Consider the following 13,479-nt stretch of genomic DNA (forward strand, 5'->3'; position numbering starts at 1 on the left):
GGCATGCTGGGAGAGGTCGGCCATGGCACGAGTTTAAGGGGACACGAACCAAAATCCTAAGTCATAATTTCGCAAACCCTTACTGCGCCTCAGTTGGGACGGGCGGGGGGCTTGACCGGCAGCAGCAGGGCCAGGCCGAGCACCAGCACCAGCACGATGCCCAGGATGCCCCACCGCTGCGAGCCGAACACGGCGATGAACAGGGCGAACAGGGCCGGGGCCAGGAACGACACGGCCCGGCCGGTCGTCGCATACAACCCGAACAGCTCACCCTCCTGCCCGTCCGGTGCCAGCCGGCCGATGAAGGTCCGCGCCGAGGATTGGGCCGGGCCCACGAACAGGGTCAGCAGCAGCCCGAAGATCCAGAACGCCGTCTTGCCGTGCAGGAAGAACAGCGCCCCGGCGCACACGATCAACCCGACCAGTGACGTCACGATGACCGCCTTCGGGCCGACCCTGTCGTCGAAGAAGCCGGCGGAGAAGGCGCCGATCGCGGCCACCACGTTGCCGGCGATGGCGAAGATCAGCACGTCCCCGGTCTTGAATCCGAACGAGCCGACGGCGATCACGGCGCCGAACGTGAAGATGGCGGCCAGCCCGTCACGGAACACGGCGCTGGCGGCCAGGAAGAACAGCGTGTGCCGCGAGGTGCGCGCCAGCCGGGCGATGGTGCGCCACAACTCCACATACGAGCGCAGGAACCCGACACGCGGCATGTCCGGGTTCCGCGGCGATTCCGGGATGGCGACCATGACCGGGATGGAGAACGCGATGATCCACAGGGCCGAGAACACGGCCACGGCCCGGTACGTCATGCCGTCGGCGCTTGTGATCCCGAAGATTCCCACATCCGGCTTGATCAGCGCGAAGTACACGATGAGCAGCGCCACGATGCCGCCCAGGTAGCCGGACGCCCAGCCGATGCCGCTGATCTTCCCGATCGTCGACCGCGTGGAGATTTGCAGCAGCATGGCGTTGTAGTTCACGCCGGCGATCTCGAAGAAGACATGACCGGCGGCGATCAGCAGGCAGCCCAGCAAGAGGTACGACTCGTGCGGCTGGACGAAGAAACACGCCCCCGTGAGCAGCGCCACGACCAGCGTGTTGATGCCCAGCCACAGCTTCCGGCGGCCGCTGTGATCCGTGCGCTGCCCCGTCACGGGGGCCAGCAGCGCGATCGCCACGCCGCCCAGTGACACCGTCAGCCCCAGCACGGCGGAGGCGTGGTCGGCGCCGCCGAACGCGTGGCCGGTCAGGTACAGGGCCGTGAAGATGAACGTCGTCATGACGGCGTTGAACGCGGCACCGCCCCAGTCCCAGGACGACCAGGCGATGACCTGCCATTTCGTGGCGGCCGGGAGGGCCGCGGGACCGGCGGTGATGTCTGTCATAGGCCACATGCTAGCCCGTGCCGGGGCAGTTGATAGGCTGGGGAAGCCGTCCAGCAACCCAGGCCCCCGACCCTCGGAGACCCCCACGTGCTCATAGTCCTGCTCGCACACTTCGTGGTGGCGTTGGCGGCGCCCCTGCTCTTCGCGCGGCTGGGACGTGCCGCGTTCTATGGGCTGGCGGCCGTTCCGGCGGCAAGCTTCGCCTGGCTGCTGACCACCTACGGCGCCGTCTATGCACCCACGGAGCCGAGCCCCGCCGTCGACATCGCCTGGATCCCGGCCATCCACCTGGACCTCACGTTCCGCCTGGACCCCCTGGCCTGGCTGATGTCGCTGCTGGTGCTCGGGGTCGGTGCGCTGGTCCTCGCCTATTGCGCGCGGTACTTCAAGGCGGACGACGTCGGCCTGGGCGGCTTTGGTGCCCAGCTGCTGGCTTTCGCCGGGGTCATGTTCGGTCTCGTCACGGCCGACAACATGGTCCTGCTGTTCGTCTTCTGGGAGGCGACCACGATCCTGTCCTACCTGCTGATCGGGTACGCCCGGACGAGGATCGCGGCCCGGCGTGCGGCGTTGCAGGCGCTCATGGTCACCACCTTCGGCGGCCTGGCCATGCTGGTGGGGCTCATCATGGTGGGCGAGAGCGCCGGCACGTATGACATCTCCGGCGTGCTGGCGAAGGCGCCCGAACTGGGCGGCCCCGTGCTGGACGTGGGTGTCGCCCTCATCCTCGCCGGCGCCGTCGCCAAGTCGGCCCTCGTGCCGTTCCATTTCTGGCTGCCCGGCGCCATGGCGGCACCCACCCCGGTCAGCGCCTACCTGCACGCCGCCGCCATGGTGAAGGCCGGCATCTACCTGGTGGCGCGGCTGGCACCCGCGTTCTCCGACACCGCGTACTGGCAGCTCATGGTGACGGTCCTGGGCCTGGCCACCATGCTGGTGGGCGGGTGGCGGGCGCTGCGCCAGCACGATCTCAAACTCATCCTCGCCTACGGGACCGTCAGCCAGCTCGGCTTCATCACGGTCGTCGTGGGGCTGGGCGGCCGGGCGGCGGCACTGGCCGGGCTGGCCCTGGTCCTGGCGCACGGGCTGTACAAGGCGGCGCTGTTCCTGGTGGTCGGCATCATCGACCACCAGAGCGGCACGCGCGACATCCGGGAACTCTCTGGCGTGTTCCGACAGGCCCCGGCGCTCGGCGTCGTGGCCGTGCTCGGCGCCGCGTCCATGGCCGGGTTGCCCCCGCTGGCCGGGTTCGTGGCCAAGGAGGCCGTGTTCGGCGCGTTCGTGACGAACGCGACGGACTGGGCCGGCGTCGTCGTGCTGGGGGCCCTGGTGCTCGGCTCCATCCTCACGTTCGCGTACAGCACGCGTTTCGTGTGGGGTGGGTTCGCGCGCAAGCCCGGCCGCGAGGACACCGCGTTCCAGCCCGTCGGCGCGCTGTTCCTGGCCGCGCCGGCGCTGCTGGCCGTGCTGTCCGTCGCGTACGGCGTCTCCCCGCACCCCGTCGACACGTGGATCCAGCCGTACGCCGCGCTGTTCCCGGCGGACGGGAAGGCCGCCCACCTGGAGCTCTGGCACGGGTTCACGCCCGCGCTGGGCCTGAGCGCCGTCGTCGTGGCGGGCGGCTGGGCGTTGTTCGCGGCCCGCACGCCGTTCGCGGCGTTCCAGGCCAGGATCCCGGACGCCGTCGACTTCGAGCGCGGGTACCGGCGGTCCGTGGTCGCCGTGGACCGGCTCGCCATCTGGGTCACCGGGCGCACGCAGCGCGGTTCGCTGTTCTTCTACCTGGCCGTCATCCTCGGCGCGGCGATCGTGGCCACGCTCGCGGTGCTGTTCATCTCCGGCCCCAGCTGGCCCGATCACGTGTATGTCATCGACCCGGGTTCGCCAAGCCAGCTGGTCGCCGGCGCCGCCATCGTGCTCGGCGCGCTGGCCGCCGCCCGCGCGAACAAGCGCTTCCTCGCCGTGCTCATGGTGTCCGTGGCCGGGTACGGCATCGCGCTGGTCTTCGCCCTGCAGGGAGCGCCCGATCTGGCCCTGACCCAGATGCTCGTCGAGACCATCATCCTGGTGGCGTTCGTGCTGGCCATGCGCTCGCTGCCGGCCGGGCTGGGCGCTCGCCCGCCGCTTCACGTGGGTGGAACGCAGCGCCTGGCTCGTCGCGGGCCGCACCCAGGCCCCGGAACGCCGCTCCATCATTTTCGAGGTCGTGACGCGGCTGGTGTTCCACTCGATGATCATCGTGTCCGTCTACCTGCTGCTGGCCGGGCACAACGGCACCGGCGGCGGGTTCGCCGGCGGCCTCGTGGCCGGTCTGGCCCTGACCGTCAGGTACCTTGCCGGCGGCCGGTTCGAGCTGGCCGAGGCCATGCGGATCTCCGCCGGCACCCTGCTGGGCGTGGGGCTGGCCATTGCCGCCCTGACCGGCATCGCGCCGATCCTGTTCGGCGGCCAGGTGTTCCAAGGCGCCATCGTCTCCTTCTGGCTGCCCGTGGTCGGGGACGTCAAGTTCGTCACCTCGACCATCTTCGACATCGGCGTGTACCTGGTCGTCGTCGGTCTCGTCGTGGACGTGCTGCGCAGCCTGGGTGCCGAAATCGACACGCATGAGGAGCTGGGTGTGCGCCACATCGAGATCATCGAGGACGACGAGCCGCTGGAGGTGGGCTGAGTGAGCGTCAACCTGACCCTGTTGCTCGTGATGGGCGTGCTGTTCGCGGTGGGCATCTACCTGTTGCTCGAGCGAAGCCTGACCCGGGTGCTGCTCGGGCTCATGCTGCTGGCCAACGCGGCCAACATCCTGCTGCTCGCCACCGGCGGGTATGCCGGGCCGGCCCCGATCTACGACAAGAGTATTCCGCCACAGGAATACAATGATCCGCTGCCGCAGGCGTTCATCCTGACCTCGATCGTGATCTCGTTCGCCGTCACGGCGTTCATGCTCGGCATCATCTACCGGTCGTGGCTGCTGGGCCGCGTCGACGAGATCCAGGACGACCGCGAGGACCGCCGCGTGGCCGCGCAGGACGGCTATGACGAGGAAGAGGACTCCGTGATCCCGGTCGAGACCTCCGACTTCCACGCCCCGGGCCAGACGGTGTCGGGGGGCGATCGGGGATGAACGTCGCCGCCCTCGTCCCGCTGCCGGTCGCGCTGCCGTTCCTGGGCGCCGCCCTCGCCTTCGTGCTGGTCCGCCACCCCAAGGCGCAGCGCCGTGCCAGCCTGGCCACCGTGGCGCTCACCCTGGCCGTCGAGGTTCTGGTCCTGGCGCTGGTCTGGAACGCCGGGCCGGTCGCCGTGCACCTGGGCGGCTGGGCACCGCCGTTCGGCATCGCCATGGTCGCCGACCAGTTCTCGTCGCTGCTGCTAGTGGTCTCCTCCGCCGTGAGCCTGGCCGTGCTCGCCTACGCCGCCGGCCAGGGCGCCGCCGACGACGACGCACGCGGTCCCGTGTCCGTGTTCCACCCGACCTACCTGCTGCTCGTGGCGGGCGTGTCCAACGCGTTCCTGGCCGGGGACCTGTTCAACCTGTACGTCGGCTTCGAGATCCTGCTGACCGCCAGCTACGTGCTCATGACGCTCGGCGGCACGGCGTCCCGGGTACGGGCCGGGACCACATACGTCGTCGTCAGCGTCGTTTCGTCAATGCTGTTCCTCGTCAGTATCGCCATGATCTACGGGGCCACCGGCACCGTGACGCTGGCCGACCTGGCCGTGAAGCTGGCGGCACTGCCGCAGGGCACACAGAACACGCTACATATCCTGCTGCTCGTGGCGTTCGGCATCAAGGCGGCCGTGTTTCCGCTCTCCTTCTGGCTGCCGGACTCCTACCCGACGGCGCCGGCGCCGGTCACGGCCGTGTTCGCCGGCCTGCTGACGAAGGTCGGGGTGTACGCGATCGTGCGCACCGAGACGCTGTTGTTCCCGGGCGGGCATTTCGACACCGTGCTCATGGTCGTGGCGCTGCTGACCATGGTCATCGGCATCCTCGGCGCGGTGGCGCAGACCGACATCAAGCGCATGCTCTCGTTCACGCTCGTCAGCCACATCGGCTACATGATCTTCGGCGTGGCCGTGGCGAACGTGTTGGGCCTGGCCGCCGCGATCTTCTACATCATCCACCACATCACCGTGCAGACGTCCCTGTTCATGGTGGCCGGGTTGATCGAGCGCCGCGGCGGCACGTCGTCGTTACTGCGGTTGGGCGGGTTGGCGAAAATGTCGCCGCTGCTGGCCGTGCTGTACTTCATCCCGGCCATGAACCTCTCCGGCATCCCGCCGTTCTCCGGTTTCCTGGGCAAGATGGGGCTGCTCGAGGCCGGCGTGGCCGCCGGCACGCCGCTGGCGTACGTGCTGGTGGCCGGTGCCGTGCTGGCGAGCCTGCTGACGTTGCTGGCGATGGCCCGCGTGTGGAGCAGGGTGTTCTGGCGCAGCCCCGCCGACGCGGAGAACCCGGAACCGGTGCTGCTGGCCACCGCCCCGGATTCGTCCGGGGATTGGAACATGCGGGCGCTGCGCACCAGCAAGTACGTCGACGCGACCGAGGGCCGTTTCGCCGGCGAGACCGAGGTTCCGATCCTGCCGCGCATGATGGTCTACTCGACGCTGGGCCTGGTGGTGCTCGGCATCGCCCTGACCGTGTTCGCCGCACCCCTGTTCGAGCTGTCCGTGCACGCAGCCGAAAGCATGCTGGCCCGCACGCCGTACATCACGGCCGTCCTCAGCGGGGGCGCGCCATGAGCGCCGCGGGCAGCCGGTCCGGCAGCCGCCATGCGCGCCGCGCCCACGGCGCGAAGGTGGCCCGGGTGCCGTGGTGGCAGAGGCTGCCGCTGCTGCTGTGGCTCGTGTTCGTGTGGGGCGCGCTGTGGCGTGACTTCAGCGCCGGGAACCTGCTGTTCGGGGCGTTGATCGCCCTCGCCGTGACGTGGGTGTTCTACCTCCCGCCGGTGGCGCTGAGCGGCCGGTTCAACGTGCCGCGCGCCGTGCTGTACGCGTTCCGTTTCCTGTGGGACGTGGCCACGGCCAGCGTTGCCGTGCTGTACCAGGCCATTGTGCACGGGCCGCGGATCCGCAACGCCGTGATCGCCGTGCCACTGCGCAGCACCTCGGATTTGATCATGACGGCGACCGGCCATGTGCTCTCCCTGATCCCCGGCTCGCTCGTGGTCGACGTCGACCGCGCCACCTCGACGCTGTACGTGCACGCACTGAACGTGCCGACGCCCGAGGCGGTCGAGAAGGTGCGGGCGGATATCCGCGCCATCGAGGCGCACCTGATCCGCATCCTGGGCACCAGGGCGGAGGTGGCGATGGTCCGCGAGGAACAGGCCGCCGCGAAGGGGGTGCGCGCATGAGCCTGCTCGGCGTGACCGTGGTGATTGTCGCCGTCGTGCTTTCCCTGGCGGCGGCGGGCGCCATCTACCGCATCGCGGCCGGCCCGTCGCTGCTGGACCGGGTGATCGCCGCCGACGTGCTGCTGGCGATCGTCGGCGCCGCGCTCGCGACGGACATGGCCGTCAACCACCACCTGGACAACCTGGCGTTGTTGGTGGTGCTGGCCATCGTCGGGTTCATCGGGTCCGTGACGGTTGCCCGCTTTGTGGCCACCCGCAAGGAGGAACGATGATCGACGTGCTGACGGTCGTGTGCCTCATCGGCGGCGCGTTCATGAGCCTGGCCGCCGCGATCGGCCTGCTGCGCTTCCCGGACCTGATGAGCCGCATGCACGCGGCCACGAAACCGCAGGTGCTGGGGCTGTTCCTGCTGCTGGCGGGCGTGGCGTTGCAGCTGCGCTCCTGGGCGCTGCTGCCTGTGCTGGCCGTGGCGTGGCTGTTCCAGCTGCTGACCGTGCCGGTGTCGGCGCACATGGTGGGCCGGGCCGGGTACCGCACCAAGCACCGGCACCCGGAGCTGCTCACCACGGACGAGCTCGACGACGTGGTGTCGGCCGAGCGGGAGGGGCGGGAGTAGATCGGTGGTCGAGCTTGTCGAGACCCGGGATTTCGACGGGCTCAATCACCGCGTCCGGTGGTCGAGCCTGGGCCCACGGCCGCGAGGGGCCCCGCCCGAGCTTGCGAGGGCGGGGAGCGGCTGGGGAGCGAGACCTACACCTCTTCGGGGTGCTCGTGGAACCGGGCGATGGCCCTCTGCGTGCTGCGTTCCGTCAGCACCTTCAGGATGGCGGCCACGGTGGCGGATACCACGGCGAACGCCAGCGCCGAGCGCAGGCTGTTCTCGAGGTTGTCCGCGTCCTTGGGCGGCTCGTGCCCGGTGCTTTTCTCCCAGACCTTGTCCACGAGCTTGCCGGCCAGGAACCCGGCGCCCAGGCTCACCCCGGCGCCCAGCAGCTTGAACAGAACATTCATCATTACTCCTTCGACCCCGGTTGGCCTGACCCTGGATCCAGCGTAACGTGCCGGTTCTCGATTTGCCGCCGGCGCGTAGACTGGTGGGGTTACAAACACGACAGGGGAGCGTCGGCCCGTTCATCACGGGTGTGGCGCTGAGAGTGCGGGAAGCCGCAGACCCTCGAACCTGCTCCGGCTAGTACCGGCGAAGGGAGTCGAGTTCTCTTCGGGTGCGCGCATGCCCGCGCCACCCGCCCCTCCTGCACAAGGAGGAATCCCATGAACAAGTCCGTTGCGGCCCCGTCCGCAAACACCGCACCCCGGAAGCAAGGCTGGCGCGTGGTCGACATCGTCGTCGCGTCTGTCCTCTCCGTCGCCGTCGGCGTCATCTTCTGGCTCTGGTCCGCCGGGTACGGGCTGATCGCCGCCGCCACCACCGCGTTCCCGCCGCTGGGCGGGCTGTACGGGGGCGGCTGGCTGATCGCCGGCGTCATCGGCGGGCTGGTCATCCGCAAGCCCGGCGCCGCGCTGTACTGCGAGATCGTCGCGGCGTTGGTCGAGGCGCTGCTCGGCAGCAGCTTCGGCCTCACCGTGCTGCTCTCCGGCCTGGTCCAGGGCGTCGGCGCCGAACTGGCGTTCGCGCTGTTCCGCTACCGAAAGTTCACGCTGCCGGTCGCGTTGCTTGCCGGGGCCTTGGCCGGCGTCGGGATGGGCCTGAACGACAACCTGGTCTCCAACGTCGAATGGGACTTCGCATGGAAGGCCGTCTACCTGGTCTTCGGCGCCGTCTCGGGCACCGTCATCGCCGGGCTGCTGTCCTGGCTGGCCGTGCGCGGCCTGGCCCGGACCGGGGCGCTGTCCGCGCTGCCCTCGCGCCGAGCCGCCACCGAACCGGTCCTGTAACCGTGGCCGTGTCCTGCACCCCCGCCCGGGTCAGCGCCCGCGGCTGGGGCTGGCAGCACTCAGGCCGCACCGCCATGGCCGTCCACGACCTCGACCTGGACATCGCGGCCGGCGAGCGCGTCCTGCTGCTGGGCCCCTCCGGCGCCGGCAAGTCCACGCTGCTGCACGCGCTCGCCGGCGTGCTCGGCGCCGACTCCGACGACGACGCCAGCGAATACGGCACGCTGACCATCGACGGCGTGCCGGCCACCCGGGCACGCGGCCGCGCCGGGCTCATGCAGCAGGACCCGGACGCCCAGGTGGTCCTGTCCCGGATCGGCGACGACGTCGCGTTCGGGGCCGAGAACCTGGCCGTGCCGCGCGAGGAGATCTGGCGCCGCGTGCCCGCCGCGCTGGAGGCGGTGGGCCTGGACCTGCCGCTGGAGCACTCCAGCTCGGCGCTGTCCGGCGGGCAGAAGCAGCGCCTCGGCCTGGCCGGCATCCTGGCCATGGAGCCGGGCCTGCTGCTGCTCGACGAACCCACCGCGAACCTTGACCCCGAGGGCGTCCTGGAGGTTCGTGACGCCGTGCGCCGCACGCTCGACGACACCGGCGCCACGCTCGTGGTCGTCGAGCACCGGGTCGCCGTGTGGCTGGAGGTCGTCGACCGGATCGTCGTGCTCGCCCCCGGCGGCGGCGTCCTGCTCGACGGCGCCCCCGACGCCGTGCTGGCACGGGCCGCCGGCATGCTCGCCGCCGCCGGCGTGTGGGTGCCCGGGCATGTGCCGGCCGTGCGGCCGCGCGTGAATTCCGGCTCCGGGGAGGTGCTGCTCGACGCGGCGGCCCTGGCCGTCTCACGCCAGAAGGCACGACGGCGGCACCCCGCGGTACCAGCCGCCGTCGTCCCCCTCCTTGAGATCCAGGCGGGGCGGGCGCTGAGCGTGACCGGGCCCAACGGCGCCGGGAAATCGACGCTCGCGCTGACCCTTGGCGGGCTGCTGCCGGCGGCCGACGGACGGCTGGGCGCCCGGGAGCCGCTGGCGCGTGGCGCCGGGGCCGACCCGTTCCGGTGGCGCGGGCGCGAGCTGATCGGCCGGATCGGCACGGTGTTCCAGGAGCCCGAGCACCAATTCGTGACAGGCAGCGTGCGCGCGGAGCTGGACTTCGCCCCGCATATCCTGGGCCTGGAAACGGACCGGGTCGATGAGCTGCTGGCCCGGCTGCGGCTGGACCACCTGGCCGAGGCGAACCCGTTCACGCTCTCCGGCGGGGAGAAGCGGCGGCTGTCCGTGGCGACCGTGCTGGCGGCCAGCCCGTCGGTGTTGATTCTCGACGAGCCGACGTTCGGACAGGACGCGAACACCTGGGCCGAGCTGGCGTCCATGCTCACCGAACTGCTCGACGCCGGCACGGCCGTGGTGTCCGTGACCCACGACGCCGCGTTCGCCGACATGCTCGGTGGGGAGCGGCTGGTGCTCGGCGCCGTCGCCACGCAGGGGGTGCGCCGATGAGCGCGGACATCCTGGCCCAGCCGCGGTCCACGGCGTGGCTGGCGGGCGCGAACCCGCTCTCGAAGCTGGGCGCCGGCGTGCTGATCACGGTGGTGTTGCTGCTGACGGTTGACTGGGTGTCCGCCGTGGCGGCGCTGGCACTGGAACTGTGCCTGCTGCCGCTGGCCGGGTTGGGCGCGCGGATGCTGTTGCTGCGCGGCTGGCCGATCCTCATCGCGGCGGCCGTGGGCGGTTACGGCACCGCGCTGCTGGCGCCCAAGACGGGGAACGTGCTCCTGGTACTGGGCCCGGTGCTGTTCACGACCGGGTCGGTGGAGTCCGGCATCGCCATCGCGCTGCGTGGGCTGGCCATTGCGCTGCCCGGCGTGATCGTGCTGGCCAGCACCGACCCGACCGATCTGGCCGATGCGCTGGCGCAGCGGCTGCGGCTGCCGCACCGGTTCGTGCTGGGCGCGCTGGCCGGCATGCGGCTCGTGGGGTTGCTGGTGGCCGAATGGCAAACGCTCGGCATGGCCCGGCGGGCCCGCGGGGTCGGTGTCAACACGGGTGTGGCCGGCCGCGTGGCCGCCTCCCTGGGGCAGGCGATGGCGTTGCTGGTCCAGGCGATCCGGCGCGCGTCCCGGCTGGCCGTCACCATGGAGGCCAAGGGGTTCGGGGCCGGGCCCCGGACATGGGCGCGCGAGTCCGTGTTCAGCCGCCGCGACGCCGCCGTGGCGGCCGGGGGACTCGTGATCTGTGCCGTGGCGGTGGGCGCCGCCGTCGTGCTCGGCACCTGGAACCCCGTGTTCGGGTAAGTGCGCCCGACCGTTCTGCGCAAGTTATGGGGTCCTAGGGTGCGCATGATGCACCCCTGCGCAAGATAGCGGGGTCTACGATGCGCAGAACGGTCTTGGCCCCGCCCGGATTGTGACCCTTGACACGTGTTAGGTCCTCCTGTCACCATTGCATAACAGATACCTAACTCGTGTTAGGTGCAATGAGGAGGCGACATGGGCGATGTGAGCAGGCGGGCGGTCCTGGGTGTGCTGGGACTGGGCGCCCTCGGGGCCGTGACGGCGAGCTGGCCGCGGCTGACCGGGGCGGACATCCCGGGCCGGGGCGAGAACGCGTTGAGCGTGGCGATCCTGGGCACCAGCCAGGACGCGGCCAGCCGGGCCAAGCTGGTGCAGGCGTTCCAGGCTGCGCATCCGGGCATCAAGGTCCGAATCCAGGCAATCCAAGGTGCGGACTGGGGCGATTTCTTCGCCAAGATCCTGACCATGGTCGCCGCCGGCACGTCGCCCGACGTGGTCCTGGTGGCCACGGAGGGCGCGCAACTGTTCGCCGAACGCCTGGCCGAGCCGCTGGACACGTATGTCAAGCGTGACAGGGCCGCCGTGCAGGACTACTTCGACGACGTCCACCCGTCGTTGGTGGAGGCGTTCATGTACCAGGGCAGCCTGTTCCAGCTGCCGATGGACTTCAACAGCGCCAACATGTACCTGAACACCGGTGCCCTGGCGAAGGCCGGGCTGGCGCGCCCGGACGACCACTGGACCCGCGACGACTTCTACAACATGCTCGGCGCCATGAAGCGTACCAACGGCAACCAGTTCGTGCCGTACTACTGGACCAACCGGCTGTTCGGCGGCGTGGTGCCGTGGCTGTACGTGAACGAGACCAGCTTCCTGAAGGAGACGCGCAGCACCGGCGGCTCCTGGTTCTGGGACACGTTCTACGCCAAGGACCCCACCCGGGCGCAGCGCTCCGGCGGCTTCCAGTGGCTGGAACCGAACGCCGAGGACCCGCATGTGGCCGAAAGCTTCGAGTTCCTGCGCACGCTCGTCGCAGAGGGCCTCGGCACCAGCCCGGCCCAGGGTGGCGGCAACGAACTGGTGGGTCAGTTCGCGGCCGGCATGATCGGCACCACCCCGGCCGGCGGCTACTGGGTGGAGGGCCTGCACGAGGCCGGCATGCGCGAGGACCAGTTCGACGTCCAGTTCTTCCCCAAGTGGCGCAGCCAGCGGCACCAGTTCGGCGCGGCCGGCTACGCCATCATGAAGACCTCCACGCGCAAGGACGAGGCGTGGGAGTGGATCAAGTTCTGCGCCACCAAGGAGGCGATGGAAATCGCCATGCCAACTCCGACGACGACGCCCACGCGCCGCTCCATGGTGAACGAGGCGCTGTACTCGGGCAAGGGACCCAAGCACTGGCAGGTCTTCTACGACACGCTGGACAAGTTCCCCACGTCCGGTCCCATCCCGGCCCCGCCGCAGCAGGCGGCCGTGGAGAGCGCCCTGATCAAGAACGTCGTCGGCGCCGTCACCGGCTCCGCCGCCAACGTCGCCCCCGCGCTCGCAACGCTGCAGCGTGACCTCGACCTGGCCCTGAGGAGGAACTGATGAGCACCACCCTGCGCAACCAACGCGCCCAAACCACTGGATCGGCGTCGAACGACCCCACCGGCACGAAGACCGCCACCGCCCGGCGCGACGGCCGGAAGTGGATGGCCGCGCTGTTCCTGGCCCCGACCATCGGCGGCATCGCCCTGTTCACCCTGGTGCCGATCGTCGCCTCCGTGCTGCTGGCGTTCTTCCGCTGGGATATCATCAGCGCGCCGAAGTTCGTGGGGCTGGACAACTTCGCCTCCATCGGCGCCGACCCGACCGTCCGGGTGGCGTTCCTGAACACCATCATGTTCGTGATCGTGGCCGTCCTGTTGCAGTTGCTGGTCGCGATCTCGCTGGCCGTGTTGGTGCAGACCCGCATGCCCATCTGGCTGCGCACGTTCTTCCGGTCCGCCTTCTTCTTCCCCTTGGTGCTGTCCGCATCGAGCGTGTCCATCATCATGTCCTACCTGTTCAACCAGAACTTCGGCTTGGTGAACAAGATCCTCGGGCTGGTCGCGATCCCGCCGGTGCCGTGGCTGACCTCGCCGGCGGCCTCGATGGCCGTCATCGTGCTGGTGTACGTGTGGCAGAACTTCGGCTTCACGTTCCTGTTGGTGCTGGGCGGGCTCAGCTCCATCCCGACCGAGCTGTACGAGGCGTCCTCGATCGACGGCGCCGGCGGGTGGAAGCAGCTGCGCAGCATCACCCTGCCGCTGCTGAGCCCCACGCTGCTGGTGGCCAGCGTCATGGCCGTGATCTCCGCCCTGCAGATCTTCGACCAGCCGTATGTGATCACGCGCGGCGGGCCGGGCGACGCCACCCGCACCGCCGTCATGGTCATCTTCGAATCCGCCTTCAAGCAGCTTGACTTCGGCCGGGCCTCCGCCATCGGCGTGGTCCTGACGCTGCTCATCATGGCGGCCACGGCAGTCCAGTTCCGGCTGTCCCGACGCTTCGTGTACTACTCGTAGGAGAGCCG

At 70.0% G+C, this 13,479-nt stretch carries 12 protein-coding genes, 1 pseudogene and 1 riboswitch; of the genes and pseudogenes, 11 read left to right on the forward strand and 2 right to left on the reverse strand.

Going from position 1 to position 13,479, the window contains the following annotated elements:
- Positions 1–89: 89 nt before the first annotated feature.
- Positions 90–1,391 (reverse strand): MFS transporter, encoded by a 1,302-nt coding sequence (locus EJC77_RS15620; RefSeq protein ID WP_125614636.1) that lies wholly within the window; start codon positions 1,389–1,391, stop codon positions 90–92.
- A gap of 87 nt (positions 1,392–1,478) precedes the next feature.
- Here EJC77_RS15620 and EJC77_RS15625 point away from each other — a divergent pair.
- The 6 genes and pseudogenes from EJC77_RS15625 (at position 1,479) to mnhG (ending at position 7,358) form a co-directional block, all read left to right on the forward strand.
- Positions 1,479–4,059: pseudogene (locus EJC77_RS15625) on the forward strand (proton-conducting transporter transmembrane domain-containing protein).
- Entirely contained in the window at positions 4,060–4,509 is a 450-nt protein-coding gene (locus EJC77_RS15630) for a Na(+)/H(+) antiporter subunit C (RefSeq protein WP_125614639.1), read from the forward strand.
- Positions 4,506–6,128 carry a Na+/H+ antiporter subunit D gene (locus EJC77_RS15635; protein WP_125614642.1) on the forward strand — a complete coding sequence of 541 codons (1,623 nt, stop codon included), beginning with the start codon at positions 4,506–4,508 and terminating at the stop codon, positions 6,126–6,128. The genes EJC77_RS15630 and EJC77_RS15635 overlap by 4 nt, the downstream gene beginning before the upstream one ends.
- A gap of 56 nt (positions 6,129–6,184) precedes the next feature.
- Positions 6,185–6,742, forward strand: coding sequence for a Na+/H+ antiporter subunit E (locus EJC77_RS15640; RefSeq protein WP_420820327.1), 558 nt, complete (start codon positions 6,185–6,187; stop codon positions 6,740–6,742).
- Positions 6,739–7,014, forward strand: a complete 276-nt coding sequence (locus tag EJC77_RS15645; RefSeq protein WP_125614648.1) for an MrpF/PhaF family protein — start codon at positions 6,739–6,741, stop codon at positions 7,012–7,014. Before EJC77_RS15640 ends, EJC77_RS15645 begins: the two co-directional genes overlap by 4 nt.
- Positions 7,011–7,358: a monovalent cation/H(+) antiporter subunit G gene (mnhG, locus tag EJC77_RS15650; protein ID WP_125614652.1), complete on the forward strand. Its 348-nt coding sequence runs from the start codon at positions 7,011–7,013 to the stop codon at positions 7,356–7,358. Before EJC77_RS15645 ends, mnhG begins: the two co-directional genes overlap by 4 nt.
- 134 nt (positions 7,359–7,492) lie before the next feature.
- Here mnhG and EJC77_RS15655 read toward each other — a convergent pair whose 3' ends face one another.
- Complete coding sequence (locus EJC77_RS15655; protein ID WP_125614657.1) at positions 7,493–7,753, reverse strand: DUF4235 domain-containing protein; 261 nt, start codon at positions 7,751–7,753, stop codon at positions 7,493–7,495.
- A gap of 92 nt (positions 7,754–7,845) precedes the next feature.
- A riboswitch (TPP riboswitch) is annotated at positions 7,846–7,966 on the forward strand.
- Between the two features lie 48 nt (positions 7,967–8,014).
- Here EJC77_RS15655 and EJC77_RS15660 point away from each other — a divergent pair.
- The 5 genes from EJC77_RS15660 to EJC77_RS15680 all read left to right on the forward strand — a co-directional run bounded on the left by EJC77_RS15660 (position 8,015) and on the right by EJC77_RS15680 (position 13,471).
- Complete coding sequence (locus EJC77_RS15660; RefSeq protein WP_125614659.1) at positions 8,015–8,638, forward strand: ECF transporter S component; 624 nt, start codon at positions 8,015–8,017, stop codon at positions 8,636–8,638.
- Positions 8,639–8,646: 8 nt separating this feature from the next.
- Positions 8,647–10,128, forward strand: coding sequence for an ABC transporter ATP-binding protein (locus EJC77_RS15665; RefSeq protein ID WP_240630293.1), 1,482 nt, complete (start codon positions 8,647–8,649; stop codon positions 10,126–10,128).
- On the forward strand, positions 10,125–10,922 hold the full coding sequence (locus tag EJC77_RS15670) for an energy-coupling factor transporter transmembrane component T family protein (protein ID WP_125614662.1): 798 nt from the start codon (positions 10,125–10,127) through the stop codon (positions 10,920–10,922). Before EJC77_RS15665 ends, EJC77_RS15670 begins: the two co-directional genes overlap by 4 nt.
- A gap of 195 nt (positions 10,923–11,117) precedes the next feature.
- Entirely contained in the window at positions 11,118–12,512 is a 1,395-nt protein-coding gene (locus EJC77_RS15675) for an extracellular solute-binding protein (RefSeq protein WP_125614665.1), read from the forward strand.
- Entirely contained in the window at positions 12,512–13,471 is a 960-nt protein-coding gene (locus tag EJC77_RS15680) for a carbohydrate ABC transporter permease (protein WP_125614668.1), read from the forward strand. Before EJC77_RS15675 ends, EJC77_RS15680 begins: the two co-directional genes overlap by 1 nt.
- Positions 13,472–13,479 lie beyond the last annotated feature (8 nt).

Source organism: Specibacter cremeus, from assembly GCF_003946885.1.
GTDB lineage: Bacteria > Actinomycetota > Actinomycetes > Actinomycetales > Micrococcaceae > Specibacter > Specibacter cremeus.